General features: G+C 53.6%; 17 protein-coding genes. 10 read left to right on the top strand and 7 right to left on the bottom strand.

Annotation, left to right across the window (positions count from 1 at the left end; translation table 11 throughout):
- Positions 1 to 54: 54 nt before the first annotated feature.
- The 3 genes from VRC33_RS12685 to pabB all read right to left on the bottom strand — a co-directional run bounded on the left by VRC33_RS12685 (position 55) and on the right by pabB (position 3,686).
- On the bottom strand, positions 55 to 1,419 hold the full coding sequence (locus VRC33_RS12685; RefSeq protein ID WP_338556333.1) for an L-serine ammonia-lyase: 1,365 nt from the start codon (positions 1,417 to 1,419) through the stop codon (positions 55 to 57).
- A gap of 337 nt (positions 1,420 to 1,756) precedes the next feature.
- Positions 1,757 to 2,329, bottom strand: a complete 573-nt coding sequence (locus VRC33_RS12680; RefSeq protein WP_338556331.1) for a CoA pyrophosphatase — start codon at positions 2,327 to 2,329, stop codon at positions 1,757 to 1,759.
- Entirely contained in the window at positions 2,322 to 3,686 is a 1,365-nt protein-coding gene (gene pabB / locus VRC33_RS12675; RefSeq protein WP_338556329.1) for an aminodeoxychorismate synthase component 1, read from the bottom strand. The genes VRC33_RS12680 and pabB overlap by 8 nt, the downstream gene beginning before the upstream one ends.
- Before the next feature lie 104 nt (positions 3,687 to 3,790).
- On the opposite strand from pabB, the gene VRC33_RS12670 reads away from it, so the two are divergent.
- A complete protein-coding gene (locus VRC33_RS12670; protein WP_338556327.1) occupies positions 3,791 to 4,033 on the top strand; it encodes a YoaH family protein in 243 nt (80 codons plus the stop codon).
- A gap of 54 nt (positions 4,034 to 4,087) precedes the next feature.
- Here VRC33_RS12670 and VRC33_RS12665 read toward each other — a convergent pair whose 3' ends face one another.
- Positions 4,088 to 4,432: a RidA family protein gene (locus VRC33_RS12665; RefSeq protein WP_338556325.1), complete on the bottom strand. Its 345-nt coding sequence runs from the start codon at positions 4,430 to 4,432 to the stop codon at positions 4,088 to 4,090.
- 134 nt (positions 4,433 to 4,566) lie between these two features.
- Here VRC33_RS12665 and VRC33_RS12660 point away from each other — a divergent pair, with 134 nt between their 5' ends.
- From VRC33_RS12660 to rnd, 5 genes are all read left to right on the top strand, one after another.
- Complete coding sequence (locus tag VRC33_RS12660) at positions 4,567 to 6,477, top strand: ATP-dependent DNA helicase (protein WP_338556323.1); 1,911 nt, start codon at positions 4,567 to 4,569, stop codon at positions 6,475 to 6,477.
- A 56-nt stretch (positions 6,478 to 6,533) separates the two neighbouring features.
- The gene (gene tsaB / locus VRC33_RS12655; RefSeq protein ID WP_338556321.1) at positions 6,534 to 7,235 is read left to right on the top strand and encodes a tRNA (adenosine(37)-N6)-threonylcarbamoyltransferase complex dimerization subunit type 1 TsaB; all 702 of its coding nucleotides are present in this window, start codon (positions 6,534 to 6,536) and stop codon (positions 7,233 to 7,235) included.
- A gap of 57 nt (positions 7,236 to 7,292) precedes the next feature.
- The gene (locus VRC33_RS12650; RefSeq protein WP_338556319.1) at positions 7,293 to 7,889 is read left to right on the top strand and encodes a Slp family lipoprotein; all 597 of its coding nucleotides are present in this window, start codon (positions 7,293 to 7,295) and stop codon (positions 7,887 to 7,889) included.
- Positions 7,890 to 8,097: 208 nt separating this feature from the next.
- Positions 8,098 to 9,780, top strand: coding sequence for a long-chain-fatty-acid--CoA ligase FadD (gene fadD, locus VRC33_RS12645; protein WP_338556317.1), 1,683 nt, complete (start codon positions 8,098 to 8,100; stop codon positions 9,778 to 9,780).
- A gap of 109 nt (positions 9,781 to 9,889) precedes the next feature.
- Positions 9,890 to 10,999 carry a ribonuclease D gene (gene rnd / locus VRC33_RS12640; RefSeq protein ID WP_338564288.1) on the top strand — a complete coding sequence of 370 codons (1,110 nt, stop codon included), beginning with the start codon at positions 9,890 to 9,892 and terminating at the stop codon, positions 10,997 to 10,999.
- A 51-nt stretch (positions 11,000 to 11,050) separates the two neighbouring features.
- Here rnd and minE read toward each other — a convergent pair whose 3' ends face one another.
- From minE to minC, 3 genes are read right to left on the bottom strand one after another with little or no spacing between them, the layout of a single operon-like run.
- On the bottom strand, positions 11,051 to 11,320 hold the full coding sequence (minE, locus tag VRC33_RS12635) for a cell division topological specificity factor MinE (RefSeq protein WP_158784887.1): 270 nt from the start codon (positions 11,318 to 11,320) through the stop codon (positions 11,051 to 11,053).
- Between the two features lie 3 nt (positions 11,321 to 11,323).
- Positions 11,324 to 12,136 (bottom strand): septum site-determining protein MinD, encoded by an 813-nt coding sequence (gene minD / locus VRC33_RS12630; protein WP_338556315.1) that lies wholly within the window; start codon positions 12,134 to 12,136, stop codon positions 11,324 to 11,326.
- Positions 12,137 to 12,178: 42 nt separating this feature from the next.
- On the bottom strand, positions 12,179 to 12,871 hold the full coding sequence (gene minC, locus VRC33_RS12625) for a septum site-determining protein MinC (RefSeq protein WP_338556313.1): 693 nt from the start codon (positions 12,869 to 12,871) through the stop codon (positions 12,179 to 12,181).
- Positions 12,872 to 13,029: 158 nt separating this feature from the next.
- Between minC and VRC33_RS12620 the strand changes: the two genes are divergently transcribed.
- The 4 genes from VRC33_RS12620 to VRC33_RS12605 all read left to right on the top strand — a co-directional run bounded on the left by VRC33_RS12620 (position 13,030) and on the right by VRC33_RS12605 (position 15,738).
- Positions 13,030 to 13,296 carry a YcgL domain-containing protein gene (locus VRC33_RS12620; protein ID WP_338556311.1) on the top strand — a complete coding sequence of 89 codons (267 nt, stop codon included), beginning with the start codon at positions 13,030 to 13,032 and terminating at the stop codon, positions 13,294 to 13,296.
- 98 nt (positions 13,297 to 13,394) lie between these two features.
- Positions 13,395 to 14,504 carry a lytic murein transglycosylase gene (locus VRC33_RS12615; RefSeq protein ID WP_338576724.1) on the top strand — a complete coding sequence of 370 codons (1,110 nt, stop codon included), beginning with the start codon at positions 13,395 to 13,397 and terminating at the stop codon, positions 14,502 to 14,504.
- Between the two features lie 69 nt (positions 14,505 to 14,573).
- Positions 14,574 to 15,233, top strand: a complete 660-nt coding sequence (locus tag VRC33_RS12610) for a fumarylacetoacetate hydrolase family protein (protein ID WP_338556309.1) — start codon at positions 14,574 to 14,576, stop codon at positions 15,231 to 15,233.
- Positions 15,234 to 15,297: 64 nt separating this feature from the next.
- On the top strand, positions 15,298 to 15,738 hold the full coding sequence (locus tag VRC33_RS12605) for a YcgN family cysteine cluster protein (protein WP_338556307.1): 441 nt from the start codon (positions 15,298 to 15,300) through the stop codon (positions 15,736 to 15,738).
- The last annotated feature ends 93 nt before the right edge of the window (positions 15,739 to 15,831 follow it).

Raw genomic sequence — 15,831 nt, 5'->3', positions numbered from 1 at the left:
AAGAGCCGCCCGGAGGGCGGCGGAGGGAGTTAACGCAAAGACCGGACGGGGAAATCAGTCACACTGGACCTTGATGGCAAGACCACCCCGTGACGTTTCACGGTATTTGGCATTCATGTCCTTGCCGGTTTCATACATGGTTTCGATCACCTTATCCAGTGAAACGCGGGCTTCGCTGGTCCGGCGCATCGCCATGCGTGCGGAGTTAATCGCTTTCACCGAGGCAATGGCATTACGTTCAATACAGGGAACCTGCACCTGGCCTGCGACCGGATCGCAGGTCAGCCCCAGGTTATGTTCCATCCCGATTTCTGCCGCGACACACACCTGCTCCGGGCTGGCTCCGAGTAATTCCGCCAGACCGGCTGCAGCCATTGAGCAGGCCACGCCAACTTCGCCCTGACAACCCACCTCGGCACCGGAAATGGAGGCGTTCATTTTATAGAGGATCCCCACTGCACCTGAGGCCAGGAAGTAGCGGATGAAAATGTCCGGGCTGACCTTCTCAATAAAGTGGTCGTAGTAGGCCAGGACGGCCGGCACTATGCCGCACGCGCCGTTGGTCGGTGCAGTCACCACTCGCCCACCGGCTGCATTCTCTTCGTTAACCGCCAGGGCAAACATGTTCACCCAGTCGATAACGTTCATCGGGTCGCTGGACAGCTTGTCTGAAGAAACCAGCAGACGGCGTAACGCTGAAGCACGACGCGGAACCCGTAATGGGCCCGGCAGCACGCCTTCGGTGTTCAGGCCGCGATCGATGCAGTCACGCATGCTTTGCCAGATAGCGGTAAAGTACTCTTCAATTTCCTGACGGCTGTGCAGCGCCAGCTCGTTCTTCATAATCAGGCCAGAGAGCGAAAGTCCGGTTTCATGACAGTGCTCCAGCATCTCTTTAGCGGAGTTGAAGGAGTAGGGCACCGACACTTCATCCAGCGCTGGCTGATCGAAATGTTCTTCATCGACGATAAAACCGCCACCGATGGAATAGTAGGTTTTGCTGTAAAGCAGGTTATCGCCTTCAAATGCCTGGATGCGCATTCCATTTTCGTGCAGCGGCAGGTTATCACTGCGGAAAATCATGCCGCCCTCGCGGGGGAAATCCACTTCATGACTGCCACCGGCAATCAGCAGACGCTGTCTTGCTTCAACATCACGGATAAAGGCTGGGATGCTGTCGATATCGACGCTGTCCGGAGAGGCACCGGAAAGCCCCATAATGATGGCGATATCGGTCTGGTGTCCTTTACCGGTCAGGGACAGGGAGCCATAAACATCTACGGCTATGCGCGACACTCGCTTTAGCAGCCCGTTGTTCTGCAAATCGTCGACAAAAAGTTTACCGGCTTTCATTGGGCCCACAGTGTGAGAACTGGAGGGGCCAATGCCGATTTTAAACATGTCGAATACGCTAATCACATTTTGCTCCTTTACTGAGCCCGGGAGGCTGCCCGTAAAATTTTGCTGTAAGAGTAATCATCATTGCCTGAATGATCGCATGAAATAATCTAATCCACATCAGACAAGAAAGTTATGGCCAGTGGCGGTTTTGCAGGCTTCACGACCTGCGTTTGCCTGACAAGAGGTAGGGCAAACGCCCCGGCGGGCGCTTTCTGCTCTCGTATTGCGGTGCAATATAAATGATTCGGAAGGATTGTGAAGTGATTTGACCGGCAAACTGACAGAATTTTTGGTGAAAAATAGCGTTCTGAAAGATATTTCCAGCGGTTCTGTCGACAAAATGGGCAGTTGCTGCCTATTTTGCCACCTGCAAACTGAGCTGACGGATGATGCCCGCGGTCATCCCCCAGATAAAATATTGCTCAAACCACGAGAGCCAGACGCGATGTGACTCGCCGTAACGCTGAATATCCAGAGGGGAATAGCGACCCAGCCGCAGTGCTTCCTGGAGCGGCATCTCAAAAACGGATTCAACTTCACCTTCGTTGGGATGCCAGTCCAGCCCTGAGGGAACAATGCCCACTACCGGTGTCACCTGAAAACCGGTGCTGCTGGTTACCGCTGGCAGCACGCCGATCACCCGAACCTGCTCCGGAGGGATGGCGACCTCTTCCTGAGCTTCACGCAGCGCGGTGACAATCAGCGAGCCATCCTCTTCATCCATCATGCCGCCAGGAAAAGCGACCTGACCGGCATGTTTGCGTAATGTTGCAGCCCGACGGGTCAGGAGCAAGGTCGGGCGTGGGCGGTCAACGATGGTCACCAGCACGGCGGCCCGGCGTACCGGTAGCGGGCTGGGGAAGGTTTCCGGAGCCTGAAGAATAAAGCGGCTCATAAAATCATTCAGCGTCATAGAGGTATCAGACATCTGACCGTTCCAGGCAGGGCAAAATCCGGTTCACTTTGTCAAACGTCTCCTGATATTCAGCCTCTTCCTGGCTGTCTGCCACAATGCCGCCGCCCGCCGAACAGTAAAGGCGTCCCTTTTCCGCGGTCAGGGTGCGGATAGTGATGCTGGTGTCCATATTGCCACACAGGCTCAGATAACCGATGCTGCCACACCAGGCATTGCGGCGATGAGGTTCCAGCGTATCTATGATCTCCATGGCCCTGACTTTAGGTGCGCCAGTGATCGAGCCGCCGGGGAAGCAGGCCCGCAGCAGATCGCAGGCGCTCAGTGAAGGTTTCAGCCTTGCGGTGATGGTGCTGACAAGATGGTGGACAGCGGGAAAAGGTTCCACCACAAATAATTCCGGCACGGCCACGCTGCCGGGCTGAGCAACCCGGCCAATATCGTTGCGCAGCAGATCGACAATCATCACGTTTTCCGCACGATCTTTTGGTGAATTCGCCAGCTTTTCACCCTGCAAACGATCCGCTTCAGGATCGTTGAGCCGGGGAAGGGTGCCTTTGATGGGGCGGGTCTCAATTTTATCGCCGGTCATTTTCAGGAAACGTTCGGGCGACAGGCTGAGGAGAGCGCTCCCGGGCAGCCGCAGGAAGGCACTGAAGGGCGCGCGGTTTTGCTGGTTTAACCGCTGGAATGCCAGCCATTCATCGCCGGTGTAGCTGGCCTCAAAGCGCTGGGCCAGATTGATTTGATAACAGTCACCGCTGTGAAGCCACTCCTGTACGCGGCGGAACTTTGCGCCATACTCATCTCGCGTCATATTAGACTGCCAGCTGCTGGTCAGCCTGAAAGGCGTCAGGGGTTTGCCGGTGCCTGAAGCATTCAGCCAGTTCAGCCTGGCTTCTGCATCGCCATGCACAATTAAGGTCAAGGCTTTGCGGTGATGATCGGCAATCAGCGCCCAGTTGTAGATCCCCACCGCCATATCGGGAGTGGTGAGATCGCTCTTTGCCTGCTGCGGCAACTGTTCAAAACGGCGGCCTAAATCATAGCCAAATAATCCTAAAGCACCACCCTGAAAAGGATAGTCAGCCTGTTCAGTGGCCTGCAGGCCACTCTGTTTCAGCGCGTTATCCAGCAGGGTAAGAGGATCTTCATTACTGGTTTCCACGCCATCCTCATGTCCGATACGGGTGATTTCCCCTTCGGTGAGCAGCGTGGTTTGCGGATCCGCCACCATAATATCGAAGCGATTATCGCTGTGGTCGGCGAATCCGGAATGCAACAGCATCGCCCAGGGCTGATGGGCAACAAAACCAAACAGATTCCCAAGGGCTTCCGGCGTATACTCAAGAGGATAATAAACAGGTGGCATGATTATTCGGCAGATCAATAAAAGGCTCAGCCTGACATATTTTTCTCCGGCTGGCATCTGTTTGTTGCGCGTGGAATAATCTTCGCGAGATAACAGGAGTAGATATGATTACTGGTTTACCGGCGCTCTCCTATGAGCAGCAGCAACAGGCGGTTGAACGCATCCAGCAACTGATGGCGGAAGGCATGAGCAGCGGACAGGCTATTCAACTGGTGGCGGCAGAAATCCGCGAGACGCATACCGGCGAAATGATCCCTGCACGTTTCGACGATGAAGATGATGAAGAACAGGATCCTGAAGAATATGTCGATCGTGATGATGACGAGGACGAAGAAGAGGATTACTAAGCCAGCAGAAGAGAGGCAGGTGCTTTTACCCGTTGGCACAGCACCTGCCAGAGCTTACTTAGCCGCAATAATTTTGATTTCTACCAGATATTTCGGGTTCATCAGCTCAGCCTTTACAGTACAACGCACGGGCGCATTACCCGGTGAAACCCAGGCATCCCAGGCGCGGTTCATAGCCTGAAAATCTTCCTTAAAGACCAGGAAAATGGTCGCATCCAGAATCTTGCTTTTGTCTGAGCCTGCCCGTGCCAGGATCTTATCGATCACGGCCAGCGCATTAGCCGTTTGCGCTTCGGCATCTTCATCAAGATTCTCCGGCACGCTGGTGTAATAGATCGTGTCGTTGTGGATCACAGCTTCTGACATGCGGTGTTCTGGATCAAGGCGTTCAATAGTCATCAGTTTTCCCTCTTATTTATACTCTGGAGTGGGCGTCAGCCTGACACAGTTTCGGCGTGGCTGTCATCTAAAGGGTGGAGTGGGCGGACGGATACTGACATAATTACAGTGTTTTTTTCCCGTAGTGAGGATGTGTGGCAGACGATTTTGCAGCAGATGGCGCACTGGCGCAGGCAATCCCCGGCTTTAAACCGCGTGAACCGCAACGCCAGATGGCTCAGGCGGTCAGCGAAGCGATTGAAAACAAGTGTGAGCTGGTGGTGGAAGCGGGAACCGGAACCGGGAAGACGTACGCCTATCTGGCTCCCGCATTGCGATCGGGAAAAAAGGTTATCGTCTCTACGGGCTCCAAAGCGCTTCAGGATCAGCTGTACAGCCGGGATTTGCCCACGGTAGCCAGAGCACTGAAATTTAAAGGACAGGTCGCGCTGCTGAAAGGGCGCTCAAACTACCTCTGTCTGGAACGACTGGAACAACAGTCTATGGTCGGTGGGGAACTGGCCGTTCAGGCGATGAGCGATCTGGTTCACCTTCGCGGATGGTCCAACGAAACTGTGGATGGCGATATAAGCACCTGCGGCGGCGTGGCAGAGGACAGCACTATCTGGCCTCTGGTGACCAGCACCAACGATAACTGTCTGGGCAGCGACTGTCCTCAGTACAAAGATTGTTTTGTCGTCAAGGCGCGTCGCAAAGCGATGGATGCGGATGTGGTGGTGGTGAACCACCATCTCTTTCTGGCCGACATGGTGGTCAAAGAGAGCGGTTTCGCTGAACTGATCCCGGAAGCTGACGTAATGATTTTCGATGAAGCGCACCAGGTGCCGGATATCGCCAGTCAGTATTTTGGTCAGCAACTCTCCAGCAAGCAGCTCATCGATCTGGCCAAAGATATCACCATTGCCTACCGCACCGAGGTGCGGGATATGCAGCAGTTACAGAAATCCGCTGACCGTCTCGCACAATGCGCGCAGGATTTCCGGCTGGCATTAGGCGATCCTGGCTATCGCGGGAATCTGCGCGACCTGCTCAGTAATCCGTCCATCCAGCGCGCGCTTTTGCTGCTCGATGATGCTCTGGAACTCTGCTATGACGTGGCGAAGATGTCGCTTGGGCGTTCGGCATTGCTGGATGCCGCTTTTGAACGTGCAGCACTCTATCGTGGGCGCCTGAAGCGCCTTAAAGATGTCAGCCAGCCCGGCTTCAGCTACTGGTACGAATGTAATTCCCGTCATTTTGTGTTGGCGTTGACGCCGCTTTCAGTCTCGGATCGTTTCCGGGAGGTGATGGATGAGCGTCCGGCCAGCTGGATCTTTACGTCAGCCACCCTGGCGGTAAACGAGCAGATGACACATTTCATCGACCGGCTTGGGGTCAAAGCGGCGAAGACGATGATCCTTGAAAGCCCGTTTGATTTCGCCAGCCAGGCGCTGCTCTGCGTGCCGCGCAATCTTCCTTCACCCAATCAGCCGGGTGGGGCGAAACAGATGGCCCGCATGCTGTTACCGTTAATTGAAGCCAACAATGGCCGCTGCTTCTTCCTCTGCACCTCGCATCAGATGATGCGGGATCTGGCTGAACAATTCCGCGCTATGCTGACCTTACCGGTGCTGCTTCAGGGGGAAACCAGCAAAGGGCAGCTTCTCAAGCAGTTTGTTGCCGCCGGAAATGCCTTACTGGTGGCCACCAGCAGTTTCTGGGAGGGCGTGGACGTGCGTGGCGATGTGTTGTCCCTGGTCATCATCGACAAACTGCCCTTTACGTCACCGGACGATCCGCTGCTGAAAGCCAGAATGGAAGACTGCAAACTTCGCGGCGGCGATCCTTTTGAGGAAGTCCAGTTACCGGATGCGGTGATCACCCTGAAGCAGGGTGTGGGCCGTCTGATCCGTGATGTGGACGATCATGGCGTGCTGGTGATCTGCGATAACAGACTGGTGATGCGACCTTACGGTGCGGTGTTCCTGAACAGTCTGCCGCCCACGCCCCGCACCCGCGATATTCAGCAGGCGGTTGAGTTCCTTAAACCGTCGTCACAACAGTAATCTGTAGCGCAGTATGCTATGCTGCGCGCCGAAAATTTCTCCCGCCAGAGGTGTGTATGTCCACGCGTATTTTAGCGATTGATACGGCTACCGAAGCCTGTTCAGTCGCTTTGCTGAATAATGATAAAGTCACCGCTCATTTTGAGCTTTGTGCCCGCGAACACACGCAGCGTATTTTGCCAATGGTGCAGGCAATGCTTAAGCAGGAAAATACGGCATTGAGGGATCTGGACGCGCTGGCTTTTGGCCGGGGGCCGGGCAGTTTCACCGGCGTGCGTATCGGCATTGGCATCGCGCAGGGGCTGGCACTGGGGGCAGAATTGCCGGTGATTGGCCTCTCCACGCTGAAAACCATGGCGCAGAGTGCCTGGCGGCTTCAGGGTGCCACACAGGTAGTGGTTGCGATTGACGCCAGAATGGGCGAAGTCTACTGGGCCGAATATCAGCGTGACGCTCAGGGCAACTGGCAGGGAGAAGAGAGCGAAGCGGTACTGAAGCCGGAAGCGGCTCAGGCCCGGATGGCAGCGCTGACCGGAGAGTGGGCAATGGCAGGAACAGGCTGGAAAGCCTGGCCTCAACTGGCAGAAACCGCGGGGCCACGCCTGATACCAACAGAAGTGACCTTACCCTGTGCGGAAGATATGCTGCCGCTGGCAGCAGCGGCGCTCGCGGCTGGCCATACCGTCGCGGCAGAGCAGGCTGAGCCTACCTATCTGCGTAACGAAGTGACATGGAAAAAACTGCCGGGTCGCGAGTAACCTCAGCAACTATTTAACAAGCGCGCAGTCATAGTAGTCAGTACCCTGGAGAACTTTATGCGTAAACGTATTTTGTTGCAGTTAGGTAGTGTGTTACTGGTCTCAGTGTTGCTTTCCGGCTGCGTAAGCGTGCCGGATTCGGTAAAAGGCAGTTCGCCCACCCCCCAGCAGGATCTGGTCCGGGTGATGAATGCTCCTCAGATATATGTGGGCCAGGAGTCGCGATTTGGCGGCAAAGTGGTCAAAGTGGTCAATAAAAATGGCATGACGCGGCTGGAGATAGCTGCTCAGCGTCTGGACGACACCGCCAGGCCGGTGCTGGGTACCCCCTCTATTGGACGTATCTATGCAGATATCAAAGGCTTTGTTGACCCGATAGATTTCAACAATCAGATGGTTACCGTGGTCGGGCCGATCAAAGGCACCGAGAAAGGTGAGGTGGGGCAGGCATCCTACGATTTCGTTGTGGTGGATGTTACGGGTTACCAACGCTGGCACCTGACGCAGCAAATCGTTTCACCTCCGCAGCCCATTGATCCCTGGATTTGGTATGGCCCGCCGCGCGGGCATCATCGTGGGGGATACTGGGGCCCGCCGCCGTTTGGTATGTACAATACCGGACCGTCCCAGGTACAGACCATTCTGACTGAATAGCCCTGACGTTATACTTACTTACGACCCGACGGCTTCACCAGCCCGGGTCGTTTTTTATTGTCGATCTCAGGATGAGATTATTTTTAGTGATGGGCTTCGCAACCTCAAAAAGCAGACCAGGGCAAACTGGTACGCTGAGTTAAAATAATGTTAAAAGACGCGATGGTTGAGGCTCATGACAACAAATACGAGTTACCGAGGTGTTTCCTTGAATAAGGTCTGGTTAAACCGTTATCCGGCTGATGTGCCGGCAGAGATCAGTGCGGATCGTTACACTTCTCTGATAGATCTGTTTGAACACGCAGCCACCCGCTATGCCGATCAGCCCGCTTTTATCAATATGGGTCAGACGATGACCTACCGTAAACTGGAAGAGCGCAGCCGGGCTTTCGCGGCTTACCTGCAACAGGGGCTGGGCCTCAAAAAAGGTGATCGCGTTGCGCTAATGATGCCTAACCTGTTGCAGTACCCGATTGCCTTGTTCGGCATTTTACGCGCGGGCCTGATTGTGGTGAATGTGAATCCCCTTTACACCCCACGCGAGCTGGAGCATCAACTCAATGACAGTGGCGCAAGTGCCATTGTTATCGTATCTAACTTTGCCCACACCCTGGAGAAGGTCGTAGCCAAAACCCAGGTAAAGCACGTCATCCTGACCCGTCTGGGCGATCAACTGGCCCCCGCCAAAGCCACCCTCGTCAATTTTGTAGTAAAATATATCAAGCGCCTGGTACCGAAATACCATCTACCGGACGCCATCTCTTTTCGCAACGTGCTCCACCAGGGCTACCGGATGCAGTATGTCCGGCCTGAGATCATCAACGACGACCTGGCCTTTCTGCAGTACACAGGAGGCACCACCGGGGTAGCGAAAGGGGCGATGCTCACCCATCGCAACATGCAGGCTAACCTTGAGCAAACTAAAGCCACTTATGGCTCGTTGCTGAAAGAGGGTAAAGAAACTGTGGTTACGGCGTTGCCGCTCTATCATATCTTTGCGCTGACGGTAAACTGCATGCTGTTTATCGATCTGGGCGGCGCTAACCTGCTGATCACCAATCCCCGCGATATCCCCGGCCTGGTCAAAGAGCTGTCGAAAGTGCGCTTTACGGCTATTACCGGCGTGAATACGCTGTTCAATGCCCTGCTGAATGATGAAGATTTCCAGAAGCTTGATTTCTCCAGCCTGAGTCTCTCCGCTGGCGGTGGCATGTCGGTACAAAAAGCGGTAGCCGAGCGCTGGGAAAAGCTGACCGGTCACTACCTGCTGGAAGGGTATGGCCTCACGGAGTGCTCACCGCTGGTGTCGGTCAATCCCTATGACATCCGTTATCACAGTGGCAGCATCGGATTACCTGTGCCTTCAACGGATATCAAGCTGGTGGATGAGCAGGGGAATGATGTCGCCGAAGGCGAGCCGGGAGAACTCTGTATCAAGGGGCCACAGGTCATGCTGGGATACTGGCAACGGCCTGATGCCACTGATGAAGTGTTAAAAAATGGATGGCTTCAAAGCGGTGATATTGTTACCGTTGACCATGAAGGCTTTATCCGCATTGTCGATCGCAAAAAGGACATGATTCTGGTTTCAGGTTTCAATGTTTATCCGAACGAGATCGAAGATGTGTTGATGCTGCATCCGAAAGTGCGCGAAGCGGCGGCTATCGGTGTGCCTCATGAGGTGGCCGGTGAGACAGTGAAAATTTGTGTGGTGAAGAAAGATGCTTCGCTGACCAAAGAAGAGCTGATCGTTCACTGCAAGAAACATCTTACCGGCTACAAAGTTCCTAAAATCGTTGAGTTTCGGGAAGAATTACCCAAAACTAACGTCGGCAAAATCCTGCGCCGTGAATTGCGTGAAGAAGCGATAAAAGCGGCCAAAGCCAGCTGATTGCCCGATCGCTTTCTGAGAAGACTTACTACGCCGGTTAAGCCGGCGTTTTTATTGTGATGACACTGAGGCAATCTGCCCCAGCGAGAGGATCAATTTGAATTACACCATGATAACCACCAACGAGGCGCTGGCTGAACTCTGCCAGACAGCCCGTCAGGTTCCGGCGCTGGCGCTGGATACCGAATTCGTCAGAACCCGTACTTACTATCCTGGCCTGGGGCTGATCCAGCTCTATGACGGTGAGCAGATTGCGCTGATTGATCCTCTGCCGATTACTGACTGGGCACCGTTCCGCGATCTGCTGCTTGATGAGAAAGTGATCAAGTTCCTGCATGCCGGTAGCGAAGACCTTGAAGTCTTCCTGCATGAGTATGGCGTATTGCCAACCCCGATGATTGATACCCAAATCCTGGCCGCGTTTACTGGCCGGCCGCTTTCCTGTGGCTTTGCCACCATTGTGGAATCTTTCACCGGTATCGCGCTGGATAAAAGCGAATCCCGCACTGACTGGCTGGCACGCCCGTTAACGGAAAAGCAGTGTCAGTATGCTGCGGCGGACGTGTTCTATCTGCTGCCTGTTGCCCAGAAACTGATGGCTGAAGCGGAAGAAAACGGCAGGATCGGTTTTGCACTGAATGAGTGCGGGCTGTTGTGCCAGCGCCGTCAAACGGTGGTCGATCCGCAGGAAGCTTACCGCGATATCACCAATGCCTGGCAGCTGCGCCCACGTCAGCTGGCTACGCTGAAATTGCTGGCCGCATGGCGGCTGGAACTGGCGCGCGAAAAGGATATGGCGGTTAACTTCGTAGTTCGTGAAGAGAACCTGTGGAAAGTTGCCCGCTTTATGCCGGGTTCCCTGGGCGAGCTCGATCATTTAGGTCTGGCAGGGCAGGAGATTCGGTTCCATGGCAAAGCGCTGGTGGCAATGGTAGCCCAGGCGAACGCGCTGGATGAAGGCGAACTGCCGGAACCGCTGGCTAACCTGATTGATAATCCTGACTACAAAAAAGTGTTTAAAGCGCTGAAAGCACTGATGGTGGAAGTGGCGGAGAAACAGGGTATCAGTCAGGAGTTACTGGCATCACGCAGACAAATAAATCAGCTGCTGAACTGGCACTGGCGTCTTAAACCGCGCGACAGAAAGCCGGAACTGATTGATGGATGGCGGGGCGAACTGCTTCACGACGGGATCGCAGAGATCCTGAACGAGTACTGAGCATGGCTTTCCCCTGCACAAAAGCAGGGGAAAATCAGGCGCAGGAGAGGATCATTTCGGTGCTTCTTCTGCCTCCGGAAGCGTCACGTTCAGCTCCAGAATCGAAATATCATCATCCTTTTGATCCAGTTTGACGCTAAGCATCTCTGGATCAATTTTCACATATTTGCAGATGACTTCAAGAATGTCCCTTTTCAGCTGCGGCAGGTAGTGGGGCTCACTGTCCCCCCTCCTGCGCTCTGCCACAATAATCTGCAGCCGTTCCTTGGCTATATTGGCTGTGCTCTTTTTACGGGATAAAAAGAAATCTAATAAGGCCATGTTTTATCCCCCAAACAGGCGTTTCAGGAAACCCTTCTTCTCTTCTTCAATGAAGCGGAAGGGACGTTCTTCACCGAGAAGACGGTCAACGGTGTCGGAGTATGCTTTGCCCGCGTCAGATTCCACATCCAGAATTACCGGCTCGCCCTGGTTAGAGGCACGCAGCACGGACTGATCTTCAGGGATCACACCGGCCAGAGGAATGCGCAGGATTTCCAGCACATCTTCCATGCTCAGCATATCGCCACGGTTTACACGGCCGGGGTTATAGCGAGTCAGAAGCAGGTGCTCTTTAATAGGATCCTGACCATTTTCCGCACGACGGGATTTAGAGGAGAGGATACCCAGGATGCGGTCTGAGTCGCGTACTGAGGAAACTTCAGGGTTAGTAGTAATAATAGCTTCATCGGCGAAATAGAGCGCCATCAGCGCACCCGTTTCAATCCCCGCCGGAGAATCACAGACGACAAAGTCAAAGTTCATGGTAGCCAAATCGTTAAGCACTTTTTCCACGCCTTCACGGGTTAGCGCATCTTTATCACGCGTTTGCGACGCAGGCAGGATAAAGAGATTTTCAGTACGTTTGTCTTTGATCAGCGCCTGATTCAGCGTGGCATCACCCTGAATAACGTTTACAAAATCGTACACCACACGGCGTTCACAGCCCATGATCAGATCGAGATTACGTAAACCGATGTCAAAGTCGATAACCACGGTCTTTTTGCCCTTCTGGGCTAAACCGGTAGCGATGGCCGCGCTGGAGGTGGTCTTGCCCACGCCTCCTTTTCCCGATGTAACAACAATAATGCGTGCCATATAATTATTTCCTTAAGAAAAGAAAGGGCTCGTGAGCCTGGCTCAATTCAGTGTCTGTATAGTCAGAGCGCCGTTCAGCAAACTGAGACGGGACGCTTTTCCAAAAAATTCAGCTGGAATCTGGTCCATAATCCAGTATTCACCGGCGATGGAGACCAATTCTGCTGATAAACTGGTGCAAAAAATCTGAGATTCGCGGTCACCGCTGGCTCCCGCCAACGCCTTTCCGCGCATCATGCCATAAACATGGATATTGCCATCGGCAATGAGTTCGGCACCGGCGCTGACATTGCTGATGACGATCAAATCGCTGTTTTTAGCATAAATCTGTTGGCCAGAACGGACAGGGGCAGTGATGATCCGCGTTTTGACCGCAGGGATCTCTACTGGTTGGACGGGTTCAGTGACCTCAACGGCTTTTTTCTGCTCTTTTCCTTCCGACAAAAAAGGCAGCCCTGCACGGCTGATAACGCGCTTCAGCGACTCATCTTTGCAGCCGCTGACGCCGACGATATGCAGTCCGGTTGAGGTGATGGCCTGTTGCATCAGTCGCCAGTTAACGTCACTTTTCAGTGACATCACATTCAGCACAACCGGAGCATTTTTCAGGAAGGCAGGAGCCTGGTTAACTTTATCCTGTAGCGCCTCACGAACCACGTCTGGGTCGGCGTGATGAAGGTGCACAACAGACAGAGTAAAATTACTGCCTTTTAAATCGATTGGCGTTTGTGGCATCTGTCCCGGCTCAGTCCTGTTATTTCATGCCCCAGCCAAATTCAGTCGATAAACGGACATTTTATCGGGTTGGGACAATATTCCGAAGTTCTGCAAGCATGTTATAGTTACTGCTATATTCAGGCAAGTCACCATCCAGGTTAATTCGAGTAAAAAATATGTTTTGTGTGATCTACAGAAGCTCCAAACGCGACCAGACTTATCTCTATGTCGAAAAAAAAGACGATTTCTCCCGTGTCCCTGCAGAGTTGATGCAGGGTTTCGGTAAACCCTTGTTAGCCATGCTGCTACCGCTGGACGGCAGCAAGAAGTTAGCCAACGCTGACCTGACTAAGGTAAAGGCTTCCCTTGAGGCTCAGGGTTATTATTTACAGGTTCCTCCTCCAATCGAAAGTCTGCTTAAGACCCATCTTGAAAAAGAGTAAAAAAGATTAATTAGGAATCATCTGCAAAATATATCGCCGCCACAAGCATAATCCACTGGATTTTAATTGGGCGGCGACGGCAAAAAAAGGATGCCCGCATGAAGCTTACCTCTCTGAGCAGCATTATTTTCTCGCTGATTCTGGCCGGATGCGCCAGTAAAAACAACGCGGCTCCCACGCCTCAGACGCCGGTTCCGGCTACGCCTTCTGCTTCCTCCGCGCCCGCATCGGCTTCACAAGGTGGATTCCTGCAGGCCGCACCGGTTAAAACCAGCACTACGCTGGCGACTGAAGGGCGCGATCCTGCAGAATTTCCTGCCTATATAGATACGCTGAAAGCGCATGCCCTCCAGCAGGGTATCGATCAGGCCACGCTGGACAGTGCTTTTGCCAATGTGCATTTTGTCGATCATGTGATCGCCTCTGACAAAAATCAGCTGGAAAAAAAGGTGACGCTGAGCGACTACCTGTCCCGGGTAATCACCGACAAAAAAATCGCGCAGGGGCGTGACAATCTGCAGCGCTATCAGGGGCAGCTGATGCCCATCAGCCAGCAGTATGGCGTGCAGGCGCAATATATAGTGGCGCTCTGGGCGATGGAGAGTAATTTTGGTCAAATCCAGGGTAGAGAAGATTTGATCTCTGCGCTCTCGACGCTGGCCTTCGAAGGGCGGCGCGAAGCCTTCTTCACAAAAGAGCTGGTTGCCGCGCTGAAAATTATCCAGCAGCAGCACATCACCGCTGATGAGATGAAAGGGTCATGGGCCGGCGCTATGGGGCAAAACCAGTTTATGCCAAGCTCCTTTATGAACTACGGTGCAGACGGTGACGGTGATGGCAGGATCGATATCTGGAACAACGTCGATGATGTGTTCGCCTCTACGGCCAATTATCTTTCCAAAGAGGGGTGGAAGCCGGGAGAGGGCTGGGGAAGGGAAGTCATCCTGCCTGTGGACTTTGTGCCAGAACAGGCCGGGCTGAAAAATCAGCAGGCTAAAACCGTCGGCGAGTGGGAAAAACTGGGGATCCGCATGAACAGCGATGAGGCTCTGCCGGATACCCATCAGCGAGCCTGGATTGTTACCCCAGACGATGCGCCGGGAAGGGCATTCATGGTTTATGACAATTTCCGCACAATCATGCACTGGAATCGATCGTATTATTTCGCCATCAGTATCGGCATGATGGCCGACGCTATCTCAAAGTAACCTAACGCACACTCACGGAAAGGTGGCCACTGGCTGGCCATCTCACCTCAACGCAGGCAGGGGAACAATATGTATCAGCATCACAACTGGCAGGGCGCATTGTTGGATTATCCGGTAAGCAAAGTGGTCTGCGTGGGCAGTAATTATGCCAAACATATTAAAGAGATGGGCAGCGCTACACCTTCAGAACCGGTGTTGTTTATTAAACCTGAAACGGCGCTCTGCGATATCCGTCAGCCGCTTTCAATCCCTAAGGATCTTGGCGCGGTACACCACGAAGTTGAACTGGCCGTGCTGATCGGTTCTACTTTAAAGCATGCAACAGAAGACCACGTGGCCAAAGCCATCGCGGGCTACGGGGTGGCCCTGGATTTGACGCTGCGTGATGTGCAGGCGGGCTGCAAAAAAGCCGGGCAACCCTGGGAAAAAGCCAAAGGTTTCGACAACTCCTGCCCTGTTTCCGGTTTTATTCCGGTCAGTGAATTTGGTGCCGATCCGCAAAATGTGGAACTGAAGCTGTTAGTGAATGGTGAAGTTCGCCAGCAGGGCAGCACCGAAGATATGATCCATAAGATCCTGCCGCTGATTGCCTATATGAGCAAATTCTTCACCCTGCGCGCCGGGGATATTATTCTGACGGGCACCCCGGAAGGAGTAGGGCCGATGGCCTCCGGCGATAAGCTGGAAGTCTCGCTGGGCGGACATGGCGTCGCTACTCGCGTGCTGTAAGGCTTGCAACTGAAGCCCGAACTGTTTATAAGGTGCGGGCTTTTACTTAAACGGGACACCGAACATGACTGATACCCCTTTCTGGCAGCGGAAAACGCTGGAACAAATGAGTGATGAGGAATGGGAATCCTTGTGTGACGGATGTGGCCAGTGCTGTCTGAACAAGCTGCAGGATGCGGACACTGATGAAATCTATTTCACCAACGTCGCCTGTAATCAGCTCAATATCAAAACCTGCCAGTGCCGTAATTATGAGCGCCGCTTCGAACTGGAAGAGGATTGCCTCAAATTAACGCGGGAAAATTTACCCACTTTTTCCTGGCTACCGCCCAGCTGTGCCTATCGGGTACTGGCTGAAGGCAAGAATCTGCCGGTCTGGCACCCTTTACGCAGTGGCTCTAAAGCCGCTATGCATGCCGCGCGTATTTCTGTCCGGCATATTGCGGTGCGTGAAAGTGAAGTGCGGGACTGGGAAGATCATATTATTAACCGGCCTCATCGCTGATAAAAAGAAAGCCGCCTCTGGAATGAACTGCCTGCATAAGGTTGAAGCAGGTGAACCGTTCACAGAAAGGCTGCTTTGATTTGAGGATGGAGT

The organism is Erwinia sp. E_sp_B01_1 (assembly GCF_036865545.1).
Taxonomy (GTDB): Bacteria; Pseudomonadota; Gammaproteobacteria; order Enterobacterales; family Enterobacteriaceae; genus Erwinia.
The sequence above is the reverse complement of the archived record's forward strand: the minus strand, read 5'-3'. Positions and strand labels throughout refer to the sequence as shown.

Excerpts from the sequence above, each read along its gene's own strand:
- VRC33_RS12680 (WP_338556331.1), bottom strand. The coding sequence starts at position 2,329 with ATGTCTGATACCTCTATGACGCTGAATGATTTTATGAGCCGCTTTATT.
- pabB (WP_338556329.1), bottom strand. The coding sequence starts at position 3,686 with ATGCCACCTGTTTATTATCCTCTTGAGTATACGCCGGAAGCCCTTGGG.
- VRC33_RS12670 (WP_338556327.1), top strand. The coding sequence starts at position 3,791 with ATGATTACTGGTTTACCGGCGCTCTCCTATGAGCAGCAGCAACAGGCG.
- VRC33_RS12665 (WP_338556325.1), bottom strand. The coding sequence starts at position 4,432 with ATGACTATTGAACGCCTTGATCCAGAACACCGCATGTCAGAAGCTGTG.
- tsaB (WP_338556321.1), top strand. The coding sequence starts at position 6,534 with ATGTCCACGCGTATTTTAGCGATTGATACGGCTACCGAAGCCTGTTCA.
- VRC33_RS12650 (WP_338556319.1), top strand. The coding sequence starts at position 7,293 with ATGCGTAAACGTATTTTGTTGCAGTTAGGTAGTGTGTTACTGGTCTCA.
- rnd (WP_338564288.1), top strand. The coding sequence starts at position 9,890 with ATGATAACCACCAACGAGGCGCTGGCTGAACTCTGCCAGACAGCCCGT.
- minE (WP_158784887.1), bottom strand. The coding sequence starts at position 11,320 with ATGGCCTTATTAGATTTCTTTTTATCCCGTAAAAAGAGCACAGCCAAT.
- minD (WP_338556315.1), bottom strand. The coding sequence starts at position 12,136 with ATGGCACGCATTATTGTTGTTACATCGGGAAAAGGAGGCGTGGGCAAG.
- minC (WP_338556313.1), bottom strand. The coding sequence starts at position 12,871 with ATGCCACAAACGCCAATCGATTTAAAAGGCAGTAATTTTACTCTGTCT.
- VRC33_RS12620 (WP_338556311.1), top strand. The coding sequence starts at position 13,030 with ATGTTTTGTGTGATCTACAGAAGCTCCAAACGCGACCAGACTTATCTC.
- VRC33_RS12615 (WP_338576724.1), top strand. The coding sequence starts at position 13,395 with ATGAAGCTTACCTCTCTGAGCAGCATTATTTTCTCGCTGATTCTGGCC.
- VRC33_RS12610 (WP_338556309.1), top strand. The coding sequence starts at position 14,574 with ATGTATCAGCATCACAACTGGCAGGGCGCATTGTTGGATTATCCGGTA.
- VRC33_RS12605 (WP_338556307.1), top strand. The coding sequence starts at position 15,298 with ATGACTGATACCCCTTTCTGGCAGCGGAAAACGCTGGAACAAATGAGT.